22 protein-coding genes and 1 riboswitch are annotated in these 26,883 nt (G+C 42.1%); of the genes, 9 read left to right on the forward strand and 13 right to left on the reverse strand.

Translation table 11 applies throughout. The features are described 5' to 3' along the window. Positions 1–230: 230 nt before the first annotated feature. The 4 genes from QO187_RS10650 to QO187_RS10665 form a co-directional block, all read right to left on the reverse strand. Positions 231–1,547: a short-chain fatty acid transporter gene (locus tag QO187_RS10650; protein ID WP_371548321.1), complete on the reverse strand. Its 1,317-nt coding sequence runs from the start codon at positions 1,545–1,547 to the stop codon at positions 231–233. A 33-nt stretch (positions 1,548–1,580) separates the two neighbouring features. Continuing rightward, complete coding sequence (gene pcaF / locus QO187_RS10655; RefSeq protein ID WP_371548334.1) at positions 1,581–2,786, reverse strand: 3-oxoadipyl-CoA thiolase; 1,206 nt, start codon at positions 2,784–2,786, stop codon at positions 1,581–1,583. 78 nt (positions 2,787–2,864) lie between these two features. Next, complete coding sequence (locus QO187_RS10660; protein WP_371548323.1) at positions 2,865–3,518, reverse strand: 3-oxoacid CoA-transferase subunit B; 654 nt, start codon at positions 3,516–3,518, stop codon at positions 2,865–2,867. Between the two features lie 92 nt (positions 3,519–3,610). Further along, complete coding sequence (locus QO187_RS10665) at positions 3,611–4,270, reverse strand: 3-oxoacid CoA-transferase subunit A (protein ID WP_371548325.1); 660 nt, start codon at positions 4,268–4,270, stop codon at positions 3,611–3,613. 264 nt (positions 4,271–4,534) lie between these two features. Between QO187_RS10665 and QO187_RS10670 the strand changes: the two genes are divergently transcribed. Next, entirely contained in the window at positions 4,535–5,422 is an 888-nt protein-coding gene (locus QO187_RS10670) for a LysR substrate-binding domain-containing protein (protein ID WP_371548327.1), read from the forward strand. Between the two features lie 708 nt (positions 5,423–6,130). On the opposite strand, the gene QO187_RS10675 is transcribed toward QO187_RS10670, so the two are convergent. The 6 genes from QO187_RS10675 to QO187_RS10700 form a co-directional block, all read right to left on the reverse strand. Continuing rightward, positions 6,131–6,742: a manganese efflux pump MntP family protein gene (locus QO187_RS10675; RefSeq protein WP_228153227.1), complete on the reverse strand. Its 612-nt coding sequence runs from the start codon at positions 6,740–6,742 to the stop codon at positions 6,131–6,133. Beyond that, a riboswitch (yybP-ykoY riboswitch) is annotated at positions 6,714–6,881 on the reverse strand. It overlaps the preceding gene by 29 nt. Positions 6,882–7,071: 190 nt before the next feature. Beyond that, on the reverse strand, positions 7,072–9,459 hold the full coding sequence (locus QO187_RS10680; RefSeq protein WP_102091428.1) for a TonB-dependent receptor: 2,388 nt from the start codon (positions 9,457–9,459) through the stop codon (positions 7,072–7,074). Between the two features lie 350 nt (positions 9,460–9,809). Then, positions 9,810–11,309, reverse strand: coding sequence for a DHA2 family efflux MFS transporter permease subunit (locus tag QO187_RS10685; protein WP_102094453.1), 1,500 nt, complete (start codon positions 11,307–11,309; stop codon positions 9,810–9,812). 207 nt (positions 11,310–11,516) lie between these two features. Beyond that, positions 11,517–13,694 (reverse strand): Fe(3+)-hydroxamate ABC transporter permease FhuB, encoded by a 2,178-nt coding sequence (gene fhuB, locus QO187_RS10690; protein ID WP_102094452.1) that lies wholly within the window; start codon positions 13,692–13,694, stop codon positions 11,517–11,519. Beyond that, positions 13,691–14,614 carry an ABC transporter substrate-binding protein gene (locus QO187_RS10695; RefSeq protein WP_227673300.1) on the reverse strand — a complete coding sequence of 308 codons (924 nt, stop codon included), beginning with the start codon at positions 14,612–14,614 and terminating at the stop codon, positions 13,691–13,693. Before QO187_RS10695 ends, fhuB begins: the two co-directional genes overlap by 4 nt. Before the next feature lie 117 nt (positions 14,615–14,731). Next, complete coding sequence (locus tag QO187_RS10700) at positions 14,732–15,496, reverse strand: ABC transporter ATP-binding protein (protein ID WP_101205244.1); 765 nt, start codon at positions 15,494–15,496, stop codon at positions 14,732–14,734. 193 nt (positions 15,497–15,689) lie between these two features. On the opposite strand from QO187_RS10700, the gene QO187_RS10705 reads away from it, so the two are divergent. Next, on the forward strand, positions 15,690–16,985 hold the full coding sequence (locus QO187_RS10705) for a siderophore-interacting protein (RefSeq protein WP_185156650.1): 1,296 nt from the start codon (positions 15,690–15,692) through the stop codon (positions 16,983–16,985). A 278-nt stretch (positions 16,986–17,263) separates the two neighbouring features. Continuing rightward, positions 17,264–18,181: a haloalkane dehalogenase gene (locus QO187_RS10710; protein WP_102094449.1), complete on the forward strand. Its 918-nt coding sequence runs from the start codon at positions 17,264–17,266 to the stop codon at positions 18,179–18,181. A 115-nt stretch (positions 18,182–18,296) separates the two neighbouring features. Here the strand turns inward: QO187_RS10710 and QO187_RS10715 are convergent, their stop codons facing one another. The 3 genes from QO187_RS10715 to QO187_RS10725 all read right to left on the reverse strand — a co-directional run bounded on the left by QO187_RS10715 (position 18,297) and on the right by QO187_RS10725 (position 21,020). After that, complete coding sequence (locus QO187_RS10715) at positions 18,297–18,881, reverse strand: TetR/AcrR family transcriptional regulator (RefSeq protein ID WP_101205246.1); 585 nt, start codon at positions 18,879–18,881, stop codon at positions 18,297–18,299. A 117-nt stretch (positions 18,882–18,998) separates the two neighbouring features. Further along, positions 18,999–20,153 carry an IS200/IS605 family element RNA-guided endonuclease TnpB gene (gene tnpB, locus QO187_RS10720; protein WP_102094448.1) on the reverse strand — a complete coding sequence of 385 codons (1,155 nt, stop codon included), beginning with the start codon at positions 20,151–20,153 and terminating at the stop codon, positions 18,999–19,001. Positions 20,154–20,339: 186 nt separating this feature from the next. Further along, positions 20,340–21,020: a glutathione S-transferase family protein gene (locus QO187_RS10725; protein WP_101205248.1), complete on the reverse strand. Its 681-nt coding sequence runs from the start codon at positions 21,018–21,020 to the stop codon at positions 20,340–20,342. 287 nt (positions 21,021–21,307) lie between these two features. Between QO187_RS10725 and QO187_RS10730 the strand changes: the two genes are divergently transcribed. The 6 genes from QO187_RS10730 (at position 21,308) to QO187_RS10755 (ending at position 26,669) form a co-directional block, all read left to right on the forward strand. Beyond that, positions 21,308–21,598 (forward strand): putative quinol monooxygenase, encoded by a 291-nt coding sequence (locus QO187_RS10730; protein WP_102094447.1) that lies wholly within the window; start codon positions 21,308–21,310, stop codon positions 21,596–21,598. Positions 21,599–21,990: 392 nt separating this feature from the next. Beyond that, positions 21,991–22,545: a carboxymuconolactone decarboxylase family protein gene (locus QO187_RS10735; RefSeq protein ID WP_101205249.1), complete on the forward strand. Its 555-nt coding sequence runs from the start codon at positions 21,991–21,993 to the stop codon at positions 22,543–22,545. Between the two features lie 110 nt (positions 22,546–22,655). Beyond that, positions 22,656–23,309, forward strand: a complete 654-nt coding sequence (locus QO187_RS10740; RefSeq protein WP_102094446.1) for a DsbA family protein — start codon at positions 22,656–22,658, stop codon at positions 23,307–23,309. A 70-nt stretch (positions 23,310–23,379) separates the two neighbouring features. Continuing rightward, entirely contained in the window at positions 23,380–24,267 is an 888-nt protein-coding gene (yghU, locus tag QO187_RS10745) for a glutathione-dependent disulfide-bond oxidoreductase (RefSeq protein ID WP_102094445.1), read from the forward strand. Between the two features lie 359 nt (positions 24,268–24,626). Further along, complete coding sequence (locus QO187_RS10750) at positions 24,627–25,169, forward strand: peroxiredoxin-like family protein (RefSeq protein WP_101205252.1); 543 nt, start codon at positions 24,627–24,629, stop codon at positions 25,167–25,169. A gap of 531 nt (positions 25,170–25,700) precedes the next feature. Beyond that, positions 25,701–26,669, forward strand: a complete 969-nt coding sequence (locus tag QO187_RS10755; RefSeq protein ID WP_102094444.1) for an acyltransferase — start codon at positions 25,701–25,703, stop codon at positions 26,667–26,669. Positions 26,670–26,883: the final 214 nt, after the last annotated feature.

Here is a 26,883-nt window from a genome sequence, read left to right on the forward strand (position 1 = left end):
TCATCCTTGAGCAAGTCAATATTAGGGAGGAAGCTTAATGAGTAGTGAGTATTTTTTCAATATACTCAAACCTTAACTTTAAAAAATAAAAACAGTTTTTAATATGTAAAAACCCCATAAGTTAATAGCTTACGGGGTCCTATACTAGAACGATATTTTGTTCATTAAAATATCTATTTTAGTAATGCCACAATTAGAAACAATACAATGCAATTCCAGTTATTAACTCTTTATGAGAGCAAAGTAATCCCCACAAACACACCGCTAATAATTACTCCAGATATTGCAAACCAAATTAGACAGTAACCCATAATATCTCTAGCCGATAATCCCGCAATACCAAGTAAAGGAAGTGCCCAAAATGGTTGAATTTGGTTTGTCCATGCATCTCCCCAGGCAAATGCCATAATTGCTTGCGGAATATCAGCATCCATAGCGTATGCTGCTTGCATCATGACAGGCCCTTGAATTGCCCACTGTCCACCACCAGAAGGAATGAAGAAGTTTACAAAACCAGCTGCTAAGAAAGTCATTAGTGGAAAAGTTTCTGGAGTAGCAATATTGATAAAACCGGCTGCAACAATATCTACCAAACCTGAACTAGCCATCATACCGGCAACACCAGCGTAAATAGGAAACTGAATTATAATCCCTCTAGCAGCAACAACAGCATCTTTTACAGTATCTAGAAAAGCCATAGGACTTTTTTGAAAAACTAAAGCAAGTGTAAAAAATAAAATAATTACAGTATCAAGTGTTAGTGAGAAATCATTACTTATAATCGAACTACCTATGAATAACACAGGAACAATTGCTAGAACCCAATTAACCCAACGACTGTGCTCTAAACGTTCCGCAAAGCTAGTTGGCTCTTTAGACTCTAAGACATGCTCATGTTCAATATCATCAACAAACTCAATCACATCTTCTTTTTTAACTTTAATGAATGCATACAATGCGATTAAAGCGACAAGTATCAACCCAGAAATAGCAAGGTTCCAACTTGAAAACAAAGTTTGTGAAACTGGTATGATACCAATCTGCTCTTCCATAAAATGACCAGGTGTAGCAATCACTAAAGGTATTGATGAAGACGGACCACGAATGATCTCACCGCTGTAGGCAGCGGCTACTATCAACGGAAAGTGTACTCCTTTTATTCTTTTCCCCATTTCTCGTGCTAGTAAAGCACCGACAACTAACCCAAATGCCCAGTTGATATAGCATGATACAAAAGATACTAAAGCAACCAATAATATTGCCTGTCTAGGACTTTTTGGAATAGTTGTTACCTTTCCTAGCAAATCTTTTACTATGGGCGTCTGTGCTAAAGTAAAGCCCGTTATTAGCACTAATGCCATCTGCATACCAAATTTGAATAATGAAGTAAATCCTTCACCCCAGTGATTCGACATTTCAATTGGAGATTGTCCAGCGAATATAATACCGCTAAAGAAAATCATTACAGTTAGTAGGATTGCTAAGATATAAGCATCTGGTAGATATTTTTGAGTTAACTTTACTGAGAAGTTAATAATACTGTTCATGTTTCATTCCTTTGAAGTCGATCTATTATTGTGTTAGACACGTTCAATAATTATTGCTATTCCCTGTCCTACACCGATGCACATTGTACATAGCGCATAACGCCCATTAGTGCGAATAAGTTCATACATAGCAGTCATTACAAGACGAGCACCAGATGCCCCTAATGGATGACCGAGTGCAATAGCTCCACCATTAGGGTTAACTCGAGGGTCATCATCAGCTAAACCTAAGTCTCTCATTACAGCCAGCCCCTGAGAGGCAAAAGCTTCGTTGAGCTCAATTACATCTATCTGATCCAGAGTTAGTCCTGCTAGTGCAAGTACTTTCTTTGTAGCAGGTGCAGGAGCAAAACCCATAATGCGAGGTTCAACACCTGCAGTCGCCATAGCAACAATTTTTGCTTTTAATGTCAGGCCATGTTCTGCAGCAGCAGCTTTAGAGGCAATTAGCAGTGCACAAGCACCATCGTTGACACCTGAAGCATTACCAGCAGTAATAGTGCCTTCAGCTTTAACAAATGGCTTAAGTTGATTTAGAGCTTCTAGTGTCGTGCTAGGACGAGGGTGCTCATCAGTATTAATAGTTAAGCTATTACCTTTACGCTGGGAGATATTTACGGGAGTAATCTCAGTTTTAAAAAAACCTGACTTTATTGCTGCTGCTGCTCTTTGTTGACTAAGTAATGCAAACTTATCTTGATCATGACGATTAATTTTAAAGACGTTTGCAACATTTTCTGCCGTTTGAGGCATACTATCTACCCCATACATTTCCTTCATTTTAGGGTTAATAAAACGCCACCCTATCGTTGTATCTTCAATATTATTATCCCTACTAAAAGCTTTCGTTGCTTTTGGCATGACAAAAGGTGAACGTGACATACTCTCAACACCACCTGCGATAACCAGTTGTTGCTCACCTGCTTTAATTGCACGTGCAGCGATACCTATGGTATCCATTCCTGATCCGCATAATCTATTCACCGTGTTGCCTGTAACCTCAATCGGTAAGCCTGCTAGCAATGCTGACATACGAGCAACGTTCCTATTATCTTCTCCTGCTTGGTTAGCACAGCCATAGACAACATCGTCAACTTTTTGCCAATCAACTTTAGAGTTACGCTCAATCAGTGCTTTGATAGGTATTGCTCCAAGATCGTCAGCTCTAATACTAGATAGACTCCCTCCGTAACGACCAAAGGGTGTGCGTATAGCATCGCAAATATATGCATCTATAATTTCTGTGTTCGAATTTGACTGAGTCATAAAACATCCCTATTTATTAATATATAGCCGTAATAATATTTGTTCTTCTTATTAGTCACTTAAAGCTAAGATTAATGGCGCATCTGTAATAGCTTGAAGGTCTTCTAGTGTCATGCCTTCTACGATATCTATGACTTGAAGCCCTTCCTCAGTCACATCTATACTGGCATACTCTGTATATATACGATCAATGCAGCTAAGTCCTGTTACAGGAAAGCTTAAACTTTTCACAATTTTTGGATGACCATTTTTTGTCTGATGTGTCATCATCACATATACTTTTTTAGCTCCTACAGCTAAATCCATTGCACCGCCAACTGCAGGAATAGCACCTTCCTTTCCAGTACTCCAATTAGCCAAGTCGCCATTAGCGGCAACTTGGTAAGCACCTAATACACATAAATCAATATGTCCGCCACGCATCATGGCGAAGGAGTCTGCGTGATGAAAATAACTTCCTCCGCGCAAAAGACTGACATACTCTTTACCTGCATTAATAAGATCTTCGTCTTCTTCATTTTCAGCTGGAGCTGGTCCCATGCCTAGCAATCCGTTTTCACTATGCAGAAAATAGTCTTTATCTTCCGGTAAAAAGTTAGCTATCTGAGTAGGTAGACCGATACCTAAATTCACATACCAACCCTCTGGTATGTCACGTGCCACAGCCCGGGCCATCTCTTCTTGGTTCCTTGGAGTAAATCTCATTTAATAACTCCTTTAATAAGATAAATACTTATATGATTAAGCGAATAATATTAATAACGTAACTACTATAATTGTATATTCATACCACAAATCTATACTTGAACGACATGTTGAACAAATATGCCTGGGGTAATAATATGTTCTGGATCTAAGTCACCCAACAAGACTGTTTCTTGAACTTGCGCGATTGTAGTGTCAGCAGCCATTGCCATAATAGGTCCGAAATTCCGTCCCGTTTTACGATAAACCAAGTTACCCCAACGATCACCTTTATAGGCTTTTATTAATGCAACATCAGCTTTTAATGGGTGTTCAAGTACGTATTGTTTGCCATTAATCTCTCGAGTTTCTTTATCTTCGGCAAGCAGTGTTCCATAACCAGTAGGAGTGAATATGGCTCCAAGCCCAGAGCCAGCTGCTTGAATTCGGCAGGCTAAATTACCTTGAGGAACTAACTCAAGTTCAATCTTCCCAGCGAGATATAGTTCATCAAATACATATGAATCATGTTGACGAGGAAATGAGCAAATCATTTTATCAACCTGACCTGCTTTTAATAATGCCGCCAAACCATGAGAACCATTACCAGCATTATTACTAATAATTGTGAGATGCTTCGCTCCATGTTCAATAAGAGCATCTATCAACTCTGCAGGCTGACCAGCATTGCCAAAGCCACCTATCATCACGGTATCACCATCGCTTACCTTGTCGATGGCTTTCTCTATGCTTAAAGCTACCTTATCAATCATTACGTGATTTCCTGCCTATAATCAAAATTACAAAGTAAATCGCTAAATCGATTAGATTTTTGATTCTAAAAAAAATTAATCTAGAGAGTGTTTTGAAATTATTTTTTAATATTCAAAGAATGTATAAGACTATAGGTATTCTGATAAAATATGTCTAAGACTTAATTTGACAGGTTATAATACCTTTTAAGTATGGTGTTAAATTCGTAACCATATATCAGACAAGTATTAATAATTGGTGTATTTCAGCTTTGGATGAGAACGATGGATCTTAGACATTTACGTTATTTCGTTGCAGTAGCTGATTGTCAGAGTTTTAATAAAGCTGCTGATAAACTTCATATATCTCAGCCTCCTCTAAGTAGGCAGATAAAACAATTAGAAGAAGAGTTAGAAATACAATTAATTGATCGCAGTCAAAGACCTCTATCTTTGACTGAAGCGGGAGTTTTTTTCTATGAGCATGCTACTCGTATATTATCCGAAGCAGACTACCTTAAAAGCATGACTCAACGAATGGCTAGAACTCAAAAAACCTTATCGATAGGGTTCGTATCATCGATACTCTATGGAACTTTGCCCAAAGTAATAGGTGGCTTTAGAAAATTTCATCCAGATATAGAAGTGAGGCTTCATGAGTTGAATTCATGGCAACAAATTGAAGCTTTGAAAAGTGGAAAAATTGATGCAGGATTTGGAAGGATGCGTTTTGAAGACTCTTCAATTGATAGAACTGTATTAAGAGAAGAAAAGCTCGTCGCCGCACTTCCTATAAATCACTCTCTAGCCAAGAAAAACCATAAAAGCATTTCACTTTTAGATTTAGAACATGAACCATTACTTTTATTCCCTAAAGAGCCGCGACCTAGCTTTATTGATCAAGTCCTTGATATATTTGATGAACGTAAAATTCACCCAAGTAACTCTAGAGAAGTTCGAGAGCTACAAGTCGCATTAGGTTTAGTTGCTGCCGGAGAAGGATTAACAATCGTACCCCATACTGTAGCTCATGTTCGTAAAGATGAAATCTGTTATATTCCTCTTGATGACCTTCATATAACATCTCCAATCATAATCAGTATGCGACACTTTGAAAAATCTAAAGCTTTGAACACTCTCTTAAAAGTGGCTAAGGAAAATTACGGAAAATGACTAAGGCTATTGACTTGCTTTTGGGAAATACATGTATAAAAACAGAAGTACCTAGCTACTAACTCTTTTCATACATTGAATGAAAGATATATCCTTTATTGCCAATCATTTAAAAGTTTCATTTGTATACCCTTACTTTTAAAATATCTGCTGAAACTATCCGTTTTGATACTATTTTGATACTTCAAATTTATTGATAAGCATATCTACTTGTTGATAGGTATATTTATCTTTTAACCCAACCCTTTAATATAAAAGGCTTTAAGCCAATAATTGCAGCTACTTATCGCCATTCATTGTGTATTGTTGTTGTAAAAACAAGGACTCATAATCCTTTGGTCGTAGGTTCAAGTCCTACTGGGCCCACCATATTTAAGTTTTAATAAAAAAGGCCTTCAAGAGATTGGAGGTCTTTTTTATTGTCTGTTGTTTTTTTAGTAAATAACAACTATGTGTATAAGCATAGATATAGGCACTTTATTCAAGCCTCTTCGCTGACAACGGATAATTATTGATAATTTTGTAGTGCTGTGTTTTTCAGACCTTTTACGAACTGCTACAGCGTAATGTACTAGTTTTAGACCCGAAAAGCCTAACTATTAATATAGATAGGCTTTTCTTAGGTAAACAGGTTTTCTACATCCAAAAGTCAGTAACAGATCTATACACGTAATGACTATCTGTTCGTAGTAGACAGTTTGTATATAATCATTGAAGATGGCTGAATAAAATCCATGCACCGATGGCAATGAGCATCACACCACCAAATATTTCAGCTCTATGACCGATTAATGAACCTAACACCTTGCCTAACATCACCCCTAGCGTGACCATTACTGTAGTGGCCAAGCCAATAAGACCTGCCGCCAGTAAAATATTGACCTTTACAAATGCTAGGCTCACACCGACAGCCATGGCATCGATGCTGGTACCAAATGCAGTTATGGCAAGTTTAAGGAAAGAGTGTCTCGACGGTGCTTCTGCCATTTCATCACTTGGCTTCAGTCCCTCATATAGCATGTGCAGACCGAGAGCTGCAAGAATGACAAACGCGACCCAATGATCCCATGCCTCAATAAAAGACGCATCTATAAAGGATGTGGCAGAGTGACCAATTAACCAACCAATAATCGGCGTGATCGCTTCAATGGTGCCAAAAATAACACCCATTCTGAAAGCTTCGATAAAACGAGGGTTTTTGAGACTTGCGCCTTTACTGATTGCCACGGAAAAGGCATCCGTAGACATAGAAAGCGCAAGTAATAGAAGTGCGATAGGATTCATGTGATTTTCTCTGGTCGAGTATAGAGTCCACGACATAGCCACACCCCCGACCTGCAGTGTAGATATATCGATGGTCTCGCCAACCGAGAGGTGTTCGCACCATGGCATGTGGCCAAGTATGTTGATACGAACGCTTTCGCAGTACGAAAGCAGGCTACTCCCCAAAGAGTGCTTAGATTAGCATTGATACGCTATAAGTCAATCATAAAATACTAAAGAAGAATTTTACACCTGATAAAGCGTGAAGTTGGAAACGCTAGCAAATACTCTTGGAGCAGATGAATGATTTAGAGAGTTATGAACATTAAAAAACCCTTCACGCTAAATTTTCATAGCATGAAGGGTTTTTTAATGCGTGACGCTTTTTAGTAATCCACGGTATAGCTCAAGCCGTAAGTTGTCCCTGAAGCAGGTAAGCGGTTTAAATCGCCAAAGGTCGTTTGATGATACACGGTCTGATAGTCTTTGTTTAAGATATTATACACGCCGTAGCCCATACGTCCGACAGGTAATTTGACTTGCCCAAGCACATCAAAGGTCGCATAGCCTGTCAATGGCTGCGCACTCGCGTCTGGGTCGTTCTGTTGGTCTTTATAAGCCTTGTCGCTACCGCCGACTGCCAGCGCTTGCAAGCGAATGTTACTGCCTTCGCTAAAGTTATACTGCGCGTATGCCGTGCCTTTGAGTGGCGTCAGGCGTACTGCATCCAGCTCCAGCCAGTCGCCGTCTTTTTTGTATTGCCCGCGGGTATAAGCAACACTGCCGCCTACTTGCCAGTCTTTGTTTAAATCATGCGTGAGCGAGGCTTCAGCGCCGTAAATACGTTCGTCCGTATCGACGACTTCGACGGTATAGTCGTTGGTAAAGCGCACGGTTTTGTCTGAGTCGTTATAAAAACCGCTAACCTTTGCGCTGGTATCACCGCGCGTACCTGTCCAGCCCAGCTCGTAGTTATTGATAGAAATGGGCTGAATATTGTCTGAGTTGACCACAAATCCAGCGCGCACGTCACGTAAGGCGCGCTGCACGTCAGCCGTGGTAAAGCCTTGCGAGAAGTTAGCAAAGACTTGGTCGTCATCGGTCAACTGATAGCTGGTACCAAGGTTAAACAGCACTTTGTCGTGCTTACTGCTACCCGCCTCAACCGCGCCTGCTTCGTAATCAATACCGTAAGCGTCAGCAATATCACTGATGCCATTGGTCGCAAAATAATCCGCCAATAGCTGTTCATAAATGGGCACAAAACGGTCGGTATCCGATTTGATGTTTTGATAGCGCACGCCAGCGCTGGTGTGCCATTTGTCGGTCATATCCACATCGGCATTGACGAACGCGCCCCATTTATCGATAGTGGTTTTTGGTCCGCCGTTATAGCTCAGACCATTACTTGTTGAAGTCAAGCCATTACTTGCAAGGAAGGTAGTCAGGTCTTGGCCATAATAGGTCTGCTCACTCTCTTCACGTTCAAAGTCCGCGCCATAGCTGAACAAGGTATTTTTACCCATAACATCGGTTTCAGTCTGCATAGCGGCGCGCAATCCCATCACCTCAATGTCCGCTTCTGATTGAGTAACCACAGCCGATGCAGCCAATAATTTTCCTAAGGTTGTTTCATCCGTCAAGCCATTATTTACCCATACCTCTTGGGCTTGTTTGTTAAAAAGCTTTCCTGACGGATAAAAGCGCGCCTTTTCGTCACGGTAATAGCCTGTCAGACTTAAGTTAGAACCCAAAAAGTCGCTGTCATTGTAGTTTAGGTTGACCGAGCTTTTGGTATTGTAGGGCTGGTTTTCGATATTGGCGCCATCGATAGCACGTAGTGACGGTATAGTACCTTTTACTAGCAGTACAGACAGATCATTGCCGTAATCGACGCCATAATCGGTATCTTGCTCGCTGTCATAATAAGTCGCCGCAAGATTCATGGTTTTGGTATCGCTAATATCAAAGCCAAGGTTGGCGTTGACGCTGATAGTATCGGTGTCTTGGTTGTCGGTTTGGTTGGCATCAGGGCTGATGCGGTCGCCATGACTGTCAAACTTGCCACCTGTGGTCTCGTAGTCTACATCGACATTACCATACACGCGCTCGCCGCCGTAGCCGATGCTTTGTCCCACATGATAGCCGAGCGAGTCGGATTTAAATTCGCGGCTGCTGTTGATGCCAAGGCGCGTCTGTCTTGTCAAGCCATAGCCTGCCGTCGATTTGGTCACAATATTAATCAGACCGCCGGCTGCCCCCGCGCCATAGATGCTGGTCGCACCTGAGAGCACTTCGACGCGCTCAATTTGCTCAGGGTCGATGCTGTTTAGCTCGCGTGACAGACTGCGCGAGCCAGATAATGGCACGCCATTTAGCAAATACTGTACAGGACGCCCGTGCATGGTCGTGCCGTAGTTACTAACCGAGCCGCTGCTCACGCCAAGGCTGGGCACGAGCTGGGCTAAGATGTCCCCAACCGTGCGGTTACCTGTCGCCTGCGCCTGAATGTCCGCCTCATAAATCACTTGCGTGACAGCAGGCATTTCACTGATTTTCTGTGCCAGCGCTGTGCCTGTTTTGGCATTGGCACTAACTGTAATAGCATCTAAAGTCACACTAGGTACATCGCTTGATGATGCATTCGGGGTCGCCGCAGCGGTGGCCTGCACACCTGATGCACTTTGCACTGAATTGGTATTAGTTTGGGCGTATAACTGCTGGCTGATACAAAGGGTAAGAAGAGATAGAGCAACATGATGGTGGCTTTTCATAATTACTTCACTTAGGTTATTTCACTTAGTTGGATAGGTGGACAGTGATACGCGTTATATTTAGCAAATAATACTGTATGTACTAACTTTGTGAATGACATTCTAAATGATAATGATTTTTATTTCTATAAGTATTTACAAATAGGTTTTTATAAGTAGCGAGTGACCATGTTGACTGACTTACTGCAATTACCGTCCGTTTCTTTGGTAAATTTGGCGAAATGGTTAGACAGTGACATAAGCGGCTTGTCTCAAAGTTTGTTCAAATAAATAGATAAAAGGGATAAGCCTTCAAGCAGATCGTCATTGACACCGGTAATCTACATGCTGCCCAACTATGAAGTTGATCGTTATGGCGCGCGGGGTAATTTGCAGGCAGAAGGAAGTGTGAACAATAGCCTCAACGCGATTATCACCAGTATTTCTTGGATAGCGCTTGCTATGCCAACATCACTACCTGCGGCTAGTAGCTGCGCGCTTCGACTATGGATATAAAGGGTTGTCAACGTGATAACGATGGTAGAGATGATACGGCGACTGATATTATTGAGTGCAGCTCCCTCAGTGACCGAGTCTTTAGGTAAGCTACTAAAACCCACTGTGGTGGTTGGCAGATACGCCAAACCCACGCCGACACCGCGCACACTCATCGTCAATATGAGTAGCCAAAGTGTGGGCTGATACAAGCACCATGCCAGCATCAAGGTAGACAGCGCACTAATCGCAATTCCTACGATGCCAATCCCTCTGGCACCTTGCTTATCTACCATCTTGCCAGCGTAATGAGTGGTGATACTGGCCACGAGCGTCGCGACCATTAGGACAACGCCTGTCCATAAGGCACTCTCACCCATCACATCTTGTATCAACACGGGTAATAACAAGAGACACAGCATCAAACCGACTGTTTGGCTAATGCTAATGATATTACTGTGCAAATAGGTCTTATTATTGAACAAGCGCACGTTCAATAACGGATGACGCTGACGACGCTCATATGCCCACCAAGCCACGGCTGACAGCAAAAATAAAATAGACAATGCGCCTAATGCCACTATTTTTAACAAATCATCGCGCCTTGAGATACCGTGAGTAAAATCTATTTTGAGGGTGCTCAGCCAAATCATCATCGCCAGTAGCCAGATGATCAAACTGACAAACCCGATGATATCGAAAGGGGTTTCTTGATCATGTGAGCGCATGTCAGGTATTAGCCGCCATACCATCGCCATGACCGCCACACTAAGTGGCAACGTAATGGCAAACAGTGTCCACCACGCAAACTGCTCAACCAAGTAAGCACCGACCAAAGGGCCAAACGCTAGCGACATCATAATAACAATGCCCCATATCGCCATTACTCTGCCGTGCTGCTGCTGCGGATAAATCTGATACAGCATACCAATAGACAGTGGGATGATCAGACCGCCACTCAGTCCTTGTATGGCTCTGGCAATGATGACAAAGCTCATACTAGACGCCAGCATCCCAATGACTGAGCCCAGCATAAATCCAAAAATTGCCGCCAAATAAACATGCTTAAAAGGAAACTTTTTGTTTAAGTAGCCGCTTAGCATCAGCCCCACACTCATGGCCAATACATAAGCATTCAGCACCCAGCCGCCCATCACGATATCGACATCAAACACCGACATAAAAACAGGAATTGCTGGGTTAAGCGCACTATTACTAAAGCTGACGACCGTACCGCCGAGTAATAGTGTCAGTAATACCTGCTGTACTTGTTTGTCGGTAAAGCCATTACCACTACTATTCGAGGCTTCGTTTATAGGCGACTCAGTTGTAGATACCTTATCTATAGGTGCTTTATTTATAGGGGCGTTGCTCATTAAGCAGTGGCACTATAAAATTGAGTGATGGTCAGCATGACTTGCTCCTAGTTATTATTTTGCTAGCTTGCCGAGCACGTCATTCAATTTCGCTGAAACTTAGCATCGTTATTCTTATCAAATGGCTGCTCAAATAAGGTTAGATAAACCTCTGCTGAATGAAGACAAAATTGCCGGCTATTCAAATTCAATGCTTGCAGACATGAGCTATCTACTTGCTGAAGCTGGCACCTTACGAATGAGCCATAAGAAGTAGCCACCACCAATAATGGCCGCAATCGTGCCCGCTGGCAGCTCATAAGGGAAAATAACATAACGGCCAATCCAATCCGCTATCACCATCACCCCTGCCCCTAAGAGTGCAGCTAGTGGCAATTGCCGTTCAAGCTTCACAGCTCCCAGTGAAGTAGCCAAATGTGGCACCATCAAACCAATAAAGCTCAATGGGCCAACGGCAAGCGTACTGGCCGTGCTAAGCGCTGCTACTAATGCCAATAACGACAAAGTCACTGGTGTAACTGCCACACCTAGATTACGTGCCACACCTGTGCCTAAACCAAGGACACGCAAAGGCTTAATCAGCAGTAGACTGAGTGCAAATAAGATAGATGCAATACCAATGAGATACCATACTGTACTGGGCTGCGTGCTATAAGTTGTCCCTGACAGCCAGCTGAGCATCGCTTCTAGACGCGGATCTCCTGAAAGCTTGACCATATGCATCACCCCATCCATCATGGCGGCAATGCCTATACCTACTAACAATAAATAACCTGAGCTGACCCTGCGTGCCAGCCAAATAATCAATAGCAGCACGGCCATCGCTCCTGACAGTCCTGAAACCAGCAACGTCCCTGCTCCCGCATATAGCCCTAAACTTGGTAATAATAAAAACCCTAAAATAACCCCCAATGCAGCACCTGAACTGACACCTAGCACCTCAGGACTGGCCATAGGGTTACGCGTTAAGGTTTGCAGTAGCACACCGGCGACTGCCAACATCAAGCCTGTTGCTGCAGCACTCAAACTGCGAGGCAAGCGGTACTGCTGCGTGAGCGCCCAGTCCGTACTGAGCCCCCAACCATTGATATCTTGTACAAAAAGACAAGCCAGCATGATGATAGCGATCACACCAACGCCCCATCGCCAAAAGGCAATAGATGTATGCTTACCCGCAAGCATCGGCGTCACTGTCTCTATCCGCGCGCGGCGCTGACGCAAAATCAGCCAAATAATCAGCGGCGCACCCAAGATACCTGTCATGGCACCAGCTGGAATCTGCATATCGAGCATTGGCTCAAGCAGTAACGCGACATTACTGGTCAACAATAACAGCAGCGCCCCCAACCCAAAGGCAGTGGCCAAACGCTTACCAATCGCGGAGATGCCCAGCGCATTGACCAAACTTGCCGCACCAAGACCAATGAAACCAATTAAACCAACTTCACTAATCACTAAAGCGGTCACAACGGCGACTACCAATACAACCAGTGCCCGAATCCCATTAATAGGCACACCCAAACGTTTGGCCTGCGTGTCATCTAGACTCATTAGCGTTAATGGTTTCAATAGTGGCAGACATACAACCGCCATCAAAATAGCAGTGATGACTAGCGCGATACTGGTATGCCAGCTGTTTTGTGCCAAAAACCCAGCCGCCCATGACAGCATGCCATTACTACGCTCAGCAAAAAACAGTACTAGAACATTGGCTACTGCGGCCAGCAAAATATTGACGACCAAACCGGCCAATATCAAAATTAATGGATTAAATCGACTGGGTGCTGATAAGGCAAACACCAGACCCATACTAATGATAGCTCCTACAAAGGCTACATAAAGTCCGCCATAAATTGCCAAGCTTGGCAAAAACAACGTGACGATAAGCATGGCCAACTGTGCACCCACGCCCACACCTAGCGTTGTATCTGATGCTAATGGGTTTTTTACCAATTGCTGTAGTAAAATACTGACCACGCCTAATAGCCCGCCAGCCAACAACGCCACTACGCTGGTTGCCACTATATGTAGCTGTATCGCCATACTGGCAATATCTAATTGCGAGCTTGGTATAAGCAAGTCACTCAGTGGGCGCGTCCATTGCTGATCTAGCAACGCCCAGCTACTCCATAATGACAAAGCCGCTAATCCGATGAGCATGACCCATAGTCGCCAAGACATACTGGCAAATAAAGAAGTTTGGGGACTGGGTTGATTCGGTGGCTGATTCAATGATGATGAATGTTTCGATGACGTTGATGAGGGTTTTGAAACCGTTGCTGCTTGAGAGGCTAATGTTATCGTGTGAGCACTGTCGTTATGAGAACTGTCGGCGTGGTTATTGATATTATTGTTTTTGTTGTGAGTGTCTGCATTGGTGCTCATAGTACGTCCCCGCCTTTTAGTGAAACTTCTGACAAGTTATCTGCTAAGCTGACCAATGATGACATCCCGCCATAAATCCATACTGGTGGTAGCTCTCCCACACAGCGGGTCTTGCCATAACCTAGGCGCTGCCAAATCAAGCTATCATCAATTTCAGCTCGAGTGATTGGGCTTAGTGGATCGATAATTAATAAACAAGTCTCATCATCTAATTGCGCCAAATCTCCCATTCGTATCGGCACAAACCCCCACTGATTACCCTTGCCCAATACCACAAGCTCTCTATCCATCTGCTCTAACGCAGGCTGAAATAAACTATTTGCCACATACATACGCATGTTATTGGCATCTGCAAACTGTACCACTGCGAATTTCTTGGCTTTTGGATAGCGCTGCTTGAATTGCTGACTGGCCAGCTGTATGTCTTTCTGACTTTGTACAATATAGTCCTCAGCCATCTTCGGGTTGTCGATCAGCATGCCAAGCTCCCGCGTCGGCTCGGTATAGTCAGCCCAAGTTGCTGTCTCTCCTTTTGCCGCAGACATCACAGATTCTGCAGGGACATCGCCGTATAAGTTACGTGCATGCTCATAAAAATAATTATCTATGACCATATCGACAGGCAGTTGGGCGATTAGCTCAGCATTGGGCTGATAACGGATTCCTAAGTCCGTGATCGATGTTGGCAGTTTGGGACTACCCACCCATCTATCCCAAACCCTGACATCACCTGTCGCAATTGGTGCATGCCCCATCGCCGTCAAAGTCGCTGCATTACCCCAGTCAGGAGAAACGATATTCATTCTATCGCTGTGACTGTTTTCTGCTTCTGAGGTAGCAGTTGTTTGCGTGGATGTCTGACTATTACAGGCCGTCAATACCAAGCACAATGCGAGGGCGAACCATTTCAATGTTGTCATTACTGATACTGACGTAACTATTGGAAGTTTCGATAATTTATCTATATAAAAAACGGGAGGCATAGAAGCGTATCTTTGTAGGCGAATTAAAAAGAAAGAAGGAGCAGAAACCAAACGTTAAGCGACTGCGACAGGCTGTCCAGTAATAGGATGACTGAGCAACTGCATATCGACATTAAAGATATCGTGTAGCACGGTAGGTTGCATGGTACTGGCGATATCGCCATTGTGACATATTTGGCCATTTTTCAGCGCGATGACTCGATCGGCATATTGCGCTGCCAAATTAATATCATGGATAATAATTACCACGCTCAAGCCTTGCTCATCCACCAAACGACGAATTAGCTGAATGACCTCGATTTGATAATGCATATCAAGCGCAGCAAGTGGCTCATCGAGCAATAGGTAACGGGTATCTTGTGCCAGACACATCGCAAGCCACGCACGAGCGCGCTCACCACCTGATAGTGTGGCAGTAATTCGATCAGCAAACGCTTCGGTTTGAGTCACTTTTAATGCTTGCGCGACTTTGTCTTTATCTATTTGAGTTGGCTTTTGCAGCCATTTTTGATGGGGATAGCGCCCTAGCATGACTAGCTCACGCACCGTGAATCCAGCAGCTTCTGGCAATTGCTGCGGCAAATATGCCATTTGCCGCGCTAACTCCTTACTGCCGTAGTCATTGATACTGTGCTCATCTAAAGTGACATTGCCGCTACTACTTGCCATCTCACCCGCTAGCGCCTTGATCAAAGTCGACTTGCCAGACCCATTATGCCCAACCAAAGCCACCAGTTGATTGGTATCAATCTCACAAGTCACGTTGTCTAATAGAGTATTTCCTTGACGGCTGATAGTCAGCTGGTTTGCACGTAGCATATAAGCACTCATTGTTGATAAAAATAATATGTCATAAAAATGATGGTTCATCGGCCATCGGTTGTAGACCAATTTTTGACGATCAAACCACAATAAAAATTGATTTTACTCGTAAATGATAACAAAAACAATTATCATTAACTATAAACTCATTCACTTTAATTTCAACGCTCTGTTGATTGCGAGTATTTATATGACCAACCTTCTTTTAGCTACTACAGAAAACACTGATAACCAAAACAGCCAATACACTTCTCTAAACGATCCTGAAATAGCAAGTGTGGTCGCTCATATTAATGAAGAGCACCTCGACGAACTGCTTGGATTTTTGAGTGCATTTACCTCATTATCTACCGCCGAATCGGATCTGGTCGATGCCCAAATAACTGATATTTATGCTGAAGGTATTGCCATACAGACTTGTCCAAAAGGCGTAGAGAATCAATCAACTGACGCTCAAAATAACTCGCTTCATAACCAGACTTTCTTTATCGCTTTTGCTGCACCTATCTCCCAGCTTGATGATTTGCAAGCCCAATATATCTTGCTAAAACAAAGAGCAGATAAAAAGCTAGGCAAAAAAACAATCAAACTGACCAAGCAAGTATTTGATGTGCAAAGTAGTTATAGAGTCAGCAAAAATATGCTGCGCCTTGAATTGAGCATGCCGTCATTAAATAGTGATACGCCATTAAATAATACCGCTCAGTTAAGTAATGCTAAGGGCGTCACAAGCTCGACGTCAGTACCTACCAACGAAGCGGGTTACGCTTACTTGTTTGATTTAGAGCACAATGCAATGACCGATGCATTGATGACTGACAGCACTGATGGCAATAAAGCTAGTGACTATAAAACTAATGATAGCAATAAGGAAAACGTACGCCCTGCTCGTCCTCACTGCTATTACACTTTGAGAAAAGCATGGCAAGCTGATAATGGAATACGAGCATGGGTCGATGTTTTTTTGCATGGAGATACACCAGGTGGCAACTGGGCAGCAGCACTACAAGCGGGCGAGACCGTCGTTACAAAACGAGAGTTTCCAGAAAAGGTAGAGCACTTACGAAACGGTCAAGCGGTACTGATTGTCGATGAGACCTCGATGCCAACGGCAGCACGACTGCTGGAGCTATGGAACAACCCTACGCCACCATTGGTCGTTTGTGTGACGCAAGATGCAGGCGATCAAAGCTATTTTGATACTGTAAAAATGCGCAGTGGCATTGATTGCGATACTGAAAACAATGGTAACGACCACTTTACCATATTGCCTATAGTGACCAATCAGGTTAACTCAGGGGCAGATTTAGCCACGCTAATCGACAGAGAGTTAGGCGACTATTTGACTAATAACCCTCTACAAATTGATAAAATTTGGGGAGCACTAGAAGCAAATACTGCCAAAGCATTGCGCCCATTACTGAAAGACCTACTTGGACTAAGTCGTACCGATGTCGTGGTAAAGGTCTACTGGCGTCACGATTAGTTTAGCCTTATAAAATGAAACTCAAAACCTACCCTTATCAAAACTTATCCTATATATAGTGGATGCTACTGACGCATCCACTATTAATGTTTGCAGCAACGAATGCATGTAGGGTATAGTTTTCATTTTGAACGTTTAATCAATATAAACTATAGGCAGATAGCCTTATCGCTAGGATTACCAGTGATAGTCGAGTAGCACTAAGAGACCCACCTTTAATAGATTGTCTAACACCAGTGCCAGAATGCACTGTTATTTTTCTAAACCAAGGATGATATATGAAAAAACTCAGGACGCCTGATTCGTATTTTGCTAACTTGCAAGATTACGATTTTGAACCGAATTATTTGATGGTCGATGATACAGAGGGTGGCGAGCTGCGCGTACACTACCTTGATGAAGGCCCAAGCGATGCCGACCCTATCTTGTTATTACATGGCGAACCTTCTTGGGCGTATCTGTATCGTAAAGTCATTCCAATACTAACAGCAGCAGGACACCGCGTTATCGCGCCAGACCTTCCTGGTTTTGGACGTTCAGACAAACCTGCATCGCGTACTGATTACACTTATCAGCGCCATGTCGATTGGATGCAATCGGTACTTGATCAATTAGATTTAAAAAATATCACACTGTTTTGTCAAGATTGGGGCGGTTTAATCGGCCTACGCTTAGTAGCAGCGCATCCTGATAAATTCGATCGCGTCGCAGCAGGCAACACGATGCTACCGACTGGAGATCATGATCCTGGCGAAGGTTTTCGCAAGTGGCAGAAGTTCTCTCAGGAGACGCCGCAGTTCAATGTAGCAGGCACCATCAAAAGCGGCACCACAACGACATTGTCTCAAGCCGTACTGGATGCTTACGATGCACCCTTCCCTGATGAGTCCTATAAAGAAGGTGCTAGACAGTTTCCTATCCTAGTGCCCACGACACCAGATGATCCTGCTTCAGAAAACAACCGTGCAGCTTGGGTCGTGCTAAGCAAATGGAGCAAGCCATTTATTACACTGTTTAGTGATTCCGACCCTGTAACTGGGGGCGGCGATCGCATCATGCAAAAGCTAATTCCTGGTACCAAAGGCCAAAATCATACGACTATCACTAACGGTGGTCATTTCCTACAAGAAGACCAAGGTGAAACGTTGGCTGAGCTTCTACTGAAATTCATCAATGACAATCCGAAAGCACAGTAATAGATAACAAAAACCCTGATTGCTAATGTACTAGCAATCAGGGTTTTTAGTAATACTATGATGATTGGTCAACGACAAAATATACGAGCTGTCATAATCAGATTATACAACTTTGCTATACGATATTTTTAAAAATATCATCGATATATTTTTCTACTGCATCATTGTCGTTAGTGACTTGCGCATAAGTCCTGAGACCTATAATTTGAATTTGGAAATAACGCGCCAGCTCAACGGGATCTTTTTCTGCGCTAATCTCACCGCTATCAATGGCTTGTCCAAAGAGCACAGCAAACGATGCCTCTATACCTTCTAAGATATTCGTTGCATGTGCGAGCAAATCTGGACTATCATTTTGAGTAAGCTCAGCGACTGTCTTGACGATCATGCACATACCGCTAGGCGCAGTAGCACTATTACAGACAATCACCGTATGGATAAAATGTTTTAAGCCATCTAGCACTGTGTCTTTTTGCTCAATACAGTCGGCCAATCTCTTGGCACCATCTGCAGCATAGCGATTCAGTGACTCTGTAAATAGTTTATCTTTACTACCGAAAGCTGCATAAATACTACCTGGATGCATATTCACCACATCTTGCAAATTGCGCATTGATGTCGCGTGATAGCCTTTTTCCCAATAGAGGTTTTTTGCTTTTTCGATCACATCCTCACGATTGAACTTTATCGGAGCACTCATAATTTTCACCTTAATAACTTTGCCATGAACTATCCACTACCTTGCTTATAGGTAGAGGTTTCTTAGGTAACGCTCTTACTTAATACGCTATTCTGTATCAGCGGTTAAGCGAATTTACTAAGCTAACCCTATCGCACCGACAGTTTTTGATTGTTTAACCAATATCAATCCTTGATTTAAGATATTGATGCTGGCATTGATGTCTCGATCATGGGTCTGTAGACACCTTGGGCAGTCCCATAATCTATCGCTGAGTTTAAGGTCATCTTTGCCAAGGACATAATCACAGCCTGAGCATGTTTTAGATGACGGATACCATTGGTCTATTCTCACAAGCGCTTTGTCATACCATTCTGCTTTATAAGCAAGCATAATTGTAAAGACTGACCATGAACTATCGTTAATAGCTTTGGCAAGCTTTCTGTTTTTAACCATCCCTTTAATGTTCAAGTCCTCTATAGCAATGACATCGTGGTTTTTGATGATATTGAATGAGAGTTTATGTAGAAAATCAAGACGCTGGTTGGTTATTTTTTCGTAAATCTTCGCGACTTTAACTTTTTGCTTTTGATAATTACGACTGTCTGACAGCTTACGCTGCTGAGCTTTAGCAACCTCTCTACGTTTGGCTAAAATCTTTTGCTCACGCGCAAGCTTGTCTTTCAGCTTCGATAGAAACCTAGGATTAGCAACTTTAGTACTGTCTGATAAGACAATAAAGTTGGTCAATCCTAAATCAATGCCTATATTAGAATAAGTCTTTGGTAGCGGCTCCACTACTGTTTCAACCAATAGGCTGACAAAGTACTTACCAGATGGAGTTGCGCTGATAGTGGCACTTTTAATAAGCCCATTAATGCGGCGATGTATTTTTGCTTTGATATGACCAATTTTAGGGAGTTTGACACTGTTATATGTGAGTGCAACCGTCCCTTTTTGGTTGTTAGTGGTGTAGCTGTCTTTGATACCTTTTTTCTTGAATTTAGGGAAGCCTGTGCCTTGTTCGAAAAACTTTTTATAGGCGCTGCGAAGGTTCTGCTGCACGTTAGCTAACGCTAAGCTATCTACTTCTTTGAGCCATTCAAACTCTTTTTTATACTGAGCAGGGGTGTTGTTTAGAATCGTTTTATTTGCTTTATAATGATTAACCTTATCAGACAACATCTTATTCCAAATAAAGCGGGTACATCCAAATGATTTAGCAAAGAATACTTGCTGTTCGTCATTTGGATATAATCTCACTTTATAAGCTTTTAAGATTTGTTTGGGCATAAGGTATGATAACATCTTAAGCTATACTAAAAAATAATGATATACTCATCCCTCTACTTTAAAGGTAGAGGAATTCTGCACATAGTCATTAAAATCTATTTTAAGGCAAAGTTTGTAGAATCAACCTTAGTTACTGGTTTTAATCACTTTTTATATTATAAGACTTATTGAGTCTCTTTGCTTCGATTAACTATTTTTATCAAAGTTTTGCGGATAAAGCGCGCGTGCAGCAACGTCGTCAAACTCAGTTTTGAAATCAATACCTTTAGGAATGTCACGGGCTTTTTGTACCGCTGGACGAGCATTAATGCTATCAAACCAGCGCTTTAGATTCGGATAATTATCCAAGCCGCCTTCGCTTAGTACAACTGTCGCCTTATCAATCCAGCCCCAAGTAGAAATATCAGCGATTGAGTAGCTATCACCAACCATATATTCACGGCCTTCTAGGTGCGTATCTAGCACTTCATAATGACGCTCAGCCTCACGAAGGTAGCGATTAATGGCATATGGGATTTTTTCTGGCGCTTTATGTCTAAAGTGAACAGATTGACCAGAAAAAGGGCCCAATCCAGATGCTACAAACATTAGCCACGATAGCATCTCGCTACGATCTTCTGGCTGTCCTGCCAGCTTGCCTGTTTTTTCAGAAAGATACATCAAGATAGCCGTAGAATCAAACACGCGTTTGCCATCATCTTCTAGGGCAGGTGTTTTGCCGTTTGGGTTGATAGCACGGTACTCAGGTGTATGCTGCTCACCTTTTAGCGTATCTACTGCAACAAGTTCATAAGGCAGCCCAGTTTCTTCAAGAAACAATGCTACTTTCATTGGGTTTGGCGTTTGATGAAAATAAAATTTAAGCATAACTTTATCCTATTATATGAAGACAGTCGTTTGATGACTATCAAATCTAGTGACTATACTAATGACTATAAGAGCTGTAATGAGAGAACAAAAATAGACGTCGAAGTTTGAAGCACATTTTTATTGTCTGATATACACTATAACCACAAATGAACGGTCGTTCAAGTAATGTTATATATTGATATAATAAACACAGTGTCGATATAACTCTGTTCGCATATAGACTCTTTTGCCAACAGCCATCCTCACAACTTGTCTAACCATCCCACCAACTCAAAGGATTAGAAATGACTACATTAACCGTCATCGCCCATATAACAGCAAAGGACGATAGCATCGCTCTCGTAAAAGCTGAGCTCGAAAAACTCATACCAGCTACTCGCAGCGAAGAAGGCTGTATTCGTTATGATTTGTTCCAAGATAATGAGAAACCCACTCACTTTATGTTTCATGAAAGCTGGGCTACGCGCGAGCTATGGCAAATCCATATGGAAAACCAACACTTAAAAGACTTCTCTGCCTCAACAGAAGGCGCAGTTGAATCATTCGTGCTACATGAGATGACAGAAGTTCATTAATCTCGATTCACTCAATCATTTCAATAAGCTTTGTCGTAATACTAGAGAAAATAATGTTATTAACACTAACAATCGCTTTATTACTATTATTTCTGCCTCACTACTTACACAGTGTTGCCTTCTTAAGCTACTGATATTAATAGAATAATATGAATTACGCAGAGGAATGTAATTGATCCATTACAATTTACTTGAACGATTACTCAAATAATTATTGAGCGACTGCTCAATATCATTTATAGTAGTCTCTATTGACTCGCTTGCTAAACAAAGTTGCTAATTTTGAGTAATTACTCAAGCCAATAATTAAATGTAAATCAGCGACTGCTTTGAAGCGGGCATGAAAACTCTAAAACACACTAAATCTTAAACCTATTATCAGGAATTATATTATGACCGAATTTACTCTACACGATAAAGACACAGCCCCAGCAGAAAGCAAAGACTTACTTGATTCTTCTATCAAAGCATTTGGTATGGTACCTAACCTACACGCCGTGATGGCTGAAGCACCTGGCTTGCTCGAAGGCTACCAACAGCTACATCAACTGTTTTTAGACAGTAGCTTTGATGACGAAGAAACCACTGTGGTATGGCAAACTATCAACGTTGAGCATGCTTGCCATTACTGTGTGCCTGCGCATACTGGTATTGCTAAGAGCATGAAAGTAGATGACGCTATCACTGATGCATTACGTGATGAAACGCCACTACCAACTGAAAAATTGGAAGCATTGCGTACCTTCACACTATCTGTAGTCCGTAATCGTGGTAACGTTGATGACAGCGCGGTTCAAGCGTTTTTAGATGCAGGCTACACCAAGCGTCAAATTCTTGAAGTTATTCTTGGTGCTGCTCAAAAGGTCATGAGCAACTATACGAACCACCTAGCTAACACACCAGTCGACAAACCATTTCAGAAATTTGAATGGCATAAAGCTGACTAATACGTTTTTCGGCTAACGCTGACACAGTCCATTTGATGTTTTCATACTGTTGTTCGAAACATCTTCGGGCAGCAGTTTTTCATTTTAATTTATCGCTAATGAGAGATCCTATGGAACAGGCAAAAAAACCCTTACAAATAGACATCGTGTCAGACGTTGTATGCCCTTGGTGCGCTATCGGTTATAGCCAATTGGCCGAGGCATTAAAACAAACCAACACGCCGCACGAGATTCATTGGCATCCATTTGAACTAAATCCTAATACGCCGCACGGAGGACGAAACTATCGTGAGCATATTATGGAGAAGTACGGTACAACTGCTGAAGACGTTAAAGAGAGCCGAGCTAGAATGACAGCAGCAGGTGCAGAAGCTGGATTTAATTTTCAGTTTACCGATGATTTCCGTACCTACAATACTTTTAATGCGCATCAGTTGCTGCATTGGGCTGATCAGCAAGGACGTATGCACGACCTAAAACAAGCATTATTCGTTGCACACTTCGTTGATAATAAAAACGTGGCTGACAGTACCGTACTGGCAGATGTCGCAGCAGATATTGGACTAGATCGTAATGAAGCACTCGCCGTTATCGCAGATCAACGCTTTGCCAATGTGATACGTGAAGCCGTACAGCATTCAAAGCAGCAAGGTGTTCAAAGCGTACCATCCGTTATCTTCAACGGTCGGCATCTGGTGAGCGGCGCGCAAGGTGTAGACAACTACAAAAACATCTTAAAGCAACTAGCAGACATGCCAGAATAAAAACAATAAACTGGATCTGATTTACCAATTACACCCTACTGAGCACAGTATATAAAAAGGTATCATCATTATGTCAAACTCTAATCATTACGAGCCACCCAGCGTCTGGACATGGGATGCAGAAAGCGGCGGTAAGTGGGCAAGTGTCAACCGCCCTATCGCTGGCCCAACGCATGAAGCAGAACTACCTCGCGGCAAACATCCGTTGCAGATTTACTCAATGGGTACCCCTAACGGTCAAAAAGTCACCATTATGGTCGAAGAGTTATTGGCGTTGGGTGTGACAGAAGCTGAGTACGACGCGCACCTGATTCAAATTGGTGAAGGCGGACAGTTCTCATCAGGTTTCGTTGCGCTAAATCCAAACTCAAAAATTCCTGTACTTTTGGATACAGAAACTGGTAGCCGTGTGTTTGAGAGTGGCGCTATTTTGTTTTATCTTGCCGAAAAATTCGGAAAACTACTGCCTAAAGATGCAGCAGCACGCACTGAAGTCATGAATTGGCTCTTCTGGTTACAAGGCTCTGCTCCTTACTTGGGCGGCGGTTTTGGACATTTCTACTTTTATGCACCAGAAAAATTTGAGTACCCTATCAATCGATTTACGATGGAAGTAAAACGCCAATTAGATGTACTAGAACGAGAGCTTGCAGAAAATCGCTATCTAGGCGGCGATGAGTATACGATTGCAGATATCGCCACTTGGCCTTGGTATGGCAATCTAATACTAGGTGAAGCATACAATGCAGGAGAGTTCCTACAAGTTGAGAGCTATCCAAATGTACGCCGCTGGGCAACTGAGATTTTAGAGCGTCCTGCTGTGCAACGTGGTCGAAAGGTAAACCGCACTTGGGGTGAACCTGCTGAGCAATTACACGAACGTCATGACGCCTCAGATTTTGAGCTAAAAACTCAAGATAAATTAGACGCTCAGACAACTGAAGAAGCGAAAAAGTAGACGCTTTGTCTATGACTTACTAGGGCGTGTCATCATTTAGATTGTGAGGCTCAAAATGAGAAAAATTGCAGTCAAACAAGGAAGAACTCGCCGCAAATATGAACATATTGACAAGATTTCTGACGATGTTTGACAAAATTTAGCCATTTTAAGACCACTAAATGTTTCAATGTGCTAATTGATGATATGCCCTAGCCTACTTAAGTAGTCTTATTGAGCAATTTTAAAGGTAATGTTAACTTTTCCTATTACTACTTGGAACTACTGTAAACATCCAATACTTTTGCACTTAAGACTGCTACTGTAAGGCTGTTAAATACCAACTAACCACAAAAATACTATCAAAAAGGATAAAAACTATGTCAACAGATTATGCTCAAAAAATTCAGGCCGGTACTACGTTTCCTGAAATGGAAGTACAAGTATTAAATGGTGAAATGACTTCATTAGGCAAACCTGAAAACGGTCATGATTGGAAACTGGTCGTTGTATACCGCGGTAAGCATTGCCCAATTTGCACAAAATATCTAAATACCTTAGAGACAGTAAAACAGTCTTTCTATGACGTTGGTGTCGATATCATCGCAGTATCTGCAGACAGCAAAGAGCAGTTAGAAGGTCATCTAGATCAAATAGATGTTAGCTTCCCTATGGCTTATGGTCTGACTATCGAACAGATGAATACGCTAGGTCTATATATCTCTGACCCACGTTCAGAAAAAGAAACTGATCATCCTTTCGCTGAACCTGCTGTATTCGTTATCAATGCTGAAGGAAAAGTACATATCGTTGATATCTCGAACGCACCGTTCTCTAGACCAGATCTTGAAGCCTTGGCAAATGGTTTGGCTTTTGTTAGAAACCCAGAAAACAACTACCCTATCCGTGGTATGCACGGCTAATTGATATAGTAAATATAGAGTGTTGATTCACTCGATTATTTGGCTGATTAATATCTAACCAGTTAAATTGCAAAGGGCGTATTGAGATAATTCTTGATACGCCCTTTTTTTATTTATTGATAACCTATCTGCTATCAAACGTAGTCGCTTCATATCTAACTTCCTTAGTATTTGCTCAGTACTAATGTGCGAGTAGCACTGTGAATCTATAAAAAGAGGTTCTGTACAAAATTCATAGACTAGCCAGCATATAAGGGCTATATTTGAACTCAAAATATCATCTACAAACATTTTACCTTTGAGCAAGCTATATTTCTTTTTTCATCGGTTAGTTTTTATAAATAAAACAGACTGTGTTTATGGTCTGGTTCGTATTTCGCTTTGGCAAAATCTTGATATAATTGTACGTTCTAATTCACCAATGCTGTTTATTATTTGTTGTTAACACTCGTACACTGAGATTAATTTCTGCTAAAATCATGCAGCAACATTATCAATATCTCATCATAGGTATGAGTAAAAGGATTCGATATGCGATTGAAATCAATCGTTCAAAAATTACATGAACGCGCTCCAAAATTGGGCAAAGCTGCCTCACTGACGACAGCAACCAGCGTTATCACTTTTAATAGTATGTTAGCTGGTTTACCTGTCTGGGTAATGGGTGCTACCAAGGCTATCACCGGTGCTGCCATCGCTGACAAAGCCGTTATCGACGTGACGAACTATTGGATCAATAGCAATAACGCATTGATCGACAACGTATTACCACGCAAAGATTGGCGCATTAACTTACCTGATGATGTGCATACCAACGGTAAGTATCTACTGGTTAGCAATCATCAGTCTTGGGTTGATACCAGTATCGTGCAATATATCAGCGAAAAACGCTTGCCATTGACGCGCTTTTTTACCAAGTTTGAGCTCATATATATTCCTGTCATTGGTCAAGCTTTCTACTTTCTCGACTTTCCTATGATGCGTCGACACTCTAAAGAAGCCATCGCCAAAAACCCTGCTCTAAAGGGTAAGGATATCGAAGAAGCGAAACGAGCATGTGCATTGCTCAAGGACAAGCCTTTTACACTATTGAACTATCTAGAAGGGACTCGCTTCACTCCTAGCAAACATGATAAACAAAAATCCCCATATACGCATTTACTTAAGCCACGCGCTGGCGGGTTATCACTGGCTATGAGTGCATTAGGGGAAGAGATTGATGGGATTTTGGACATGACGATTGTCTACCCTGACGGTGTTCCCACTTATAGTGATCTATGGAAAGGCAATATCAAGCGTTTAGGTGTCGATGTACGACATATTGAGATACCCAAAGACCTGTTTACGGCGATCAAAAACGGTGGCTATGAAACAGATGAAGCGATAAAAGCACAGATGTTTGATTGGGTAGAACAGATATGGCATCAAAAAGATCAACTAATCACAGAAATGTTGGCTGACTTTGAGAGCAAAGATGCTATCAAAACAAGTGATCTTTGATATTTTTACCTAAAGATACTCATATATAGATAAGAGTTTTTCATAGTGTAGTAAGTTCTAATACAGATAATTTGGTACGTCATGATTAAGAACTAGAAGTACCAAATTATTTTTATATTTTGTCTATATAATTAATAGAGCCTTTCCTAAAAAGTGTGTAACTGCTTATAATCCACTAACAGGAGAATAAGCAATGACTACTCAATCTGACATT

It is taken from the genome of Psychrobacter sp. Arc9 (assembly GCF_041431295.1).
Classification (GTDB): domain Bacteria; phylum Pseudomonadota; class Gammaproteobacteria; order Pseudomonadales; family Moraxellaceae; genus Psychrobacter.

Excerpts from the sequence above, each read along its gene's own strand:
- QO187_RS10725 (WP_101205248.1), bottom strand. The coding sequence starts at position 21,020 with ATGCTTAAATTTTATTTTCATCAAACGCCAAACCCAATGAAAGTAGCA.
- QO187_RS10695 (WP_227673300.1), bottom strand. The coding sequence starts at position 14,614 with ATGACAACATTGAAATGGTTCGCCCTCGCATTGTGCTTGGTATTGACG.
- QO187_RS10710 (WP_102094449.1), top strand. The coding sequence starts at position 17,264 with ATGAAAAAACTCAGGACGCCTGATTCGTATTTTGCTAACTTGCAAGAT.
- QO187_RS10660 (WP_371548323.1), bottom strand. The coding sequence starts at position 3,518 with ATGAGATTTACTCCAAGGAACCAAGAAGAGATGGCCCGGGCTGTGGCA.
- QO187_RS10730 (WP_102094447.1), top strand. The coding sequence starts at position 21,308 with ATGACTACATTAACCGTCATCGCCCATATAACAGCAAAGGACGATAGC.
- QO187_RS10675 (WP_228153227.1), bottom strand. The coding sequence starts at position 6,742 with ATGTCGTGGACTCTATACTCGACCAGAGAAAATCACATGAATCCTATC.
- tnpB (WP_102094448.1), bottom strand. The coding sequence starts at position 20,153 with ATGCCCAAACAAATCTTAAAAGCTTATAAAGTGAGATTATATCCAAAT.
- QO187_RS10735 (WP_101205249.1), top strand. The coding sequence starts at position 21,991 with ATGACCGAATTTACTCTACACGATAAAGACACAGCCCCAGCAGAAAGC.
- QO187_RS10650 (WP_371548321.1), bottom strand. The coding sequence starts at position 1,547 with ATGAACAGTATTATTAACTTCTCAGTAAAGTTAACTCAAAAATATCTA.
- QO187_RS10740 (WP_102094446.1), top strand. The coding sequence starts at position 22,656 with ATGGAACAGGCAAAAAAACCCTTACAAATAGACATCGTGTCAGACGTT.
- QO187_RS10700 (WP_101205244.1), bottom strand. The coding sequence starts at position 15,496 with ATGCTACGTGCAAACCAGCTGACTATCAGCCGTCAAGGAAATACTCTA.
- QO187_RS10685 (WP_102094453.1), bottom strand. The coding sequence starts at position 11,309 with ATGAGCAACGCCCCTATAAATAAAGCACCTATAGATAAGGTATCTACA.
- QO187_RS10750 (WP_101205252.1), top strand. The coding sequence starts at position 24,627 with ATGTCAACAGATTATGCTCAAAAAATTCAGGCCGGTACTACGTTTCCT.
- QO187_RS10670 (WP_371548327.1), top strand. The coding sequence starts at position 4,535 with ATGGATCTTAGACATTTACGTTATTTCGTTGCAGTAGCTGATTGTCAG.
- QO187_RS10665 (WP_371548325.1), bottom strand. The coding sequence starts at position 4,270 with ATGATTGATAAGGTAGCTTTAAGCATAGAGAAAGCCATCGACAAGGTA.
- QO187_RS10755 (WP_102094444.1), top strand. The coding sequence starts at position 25,701 with ATGCGATTGAAATCAATCGTTCAAAAATTACATGAACGCGCTCCAAAA.
- yghU (WP_102094445.1), top strand. The coding sequence starts at position 23,380 with ATGTCAAACTCTAATCATTACGAGCCACCCAGCGTCTGGACATGGGAT.
- fhuB (WP_102094452.1), bottom strand. The coding sequence starts at position 13,694 with ATGAGCACCAATGCAGACACTCACAACAAAAACAATAATATCAATAAC.
- QO187_RS10715 (WP_101205246.1), bottom strand. The coding sequence starts at position 18,881 with ATGAGTGCTCCGATAAAGTTCAATCGTGAGGATGTGATCGAAAAAGCA.
- QO187_RS10705 (WP_185156650.1), top strand. The coding sequence starts at position 15,690 with ATGACCAACCTTCTTTTAGCTACTACAGAAAACACTGATAACCAAAAC.
- QO187_RS10680 (WP_102091428.1), bottom strand. The coding sequence starts at position 9,459 with ATGAAAAGCCACCATCATGTTGCTCTATCTCTTCTTACCCTTTGTATC.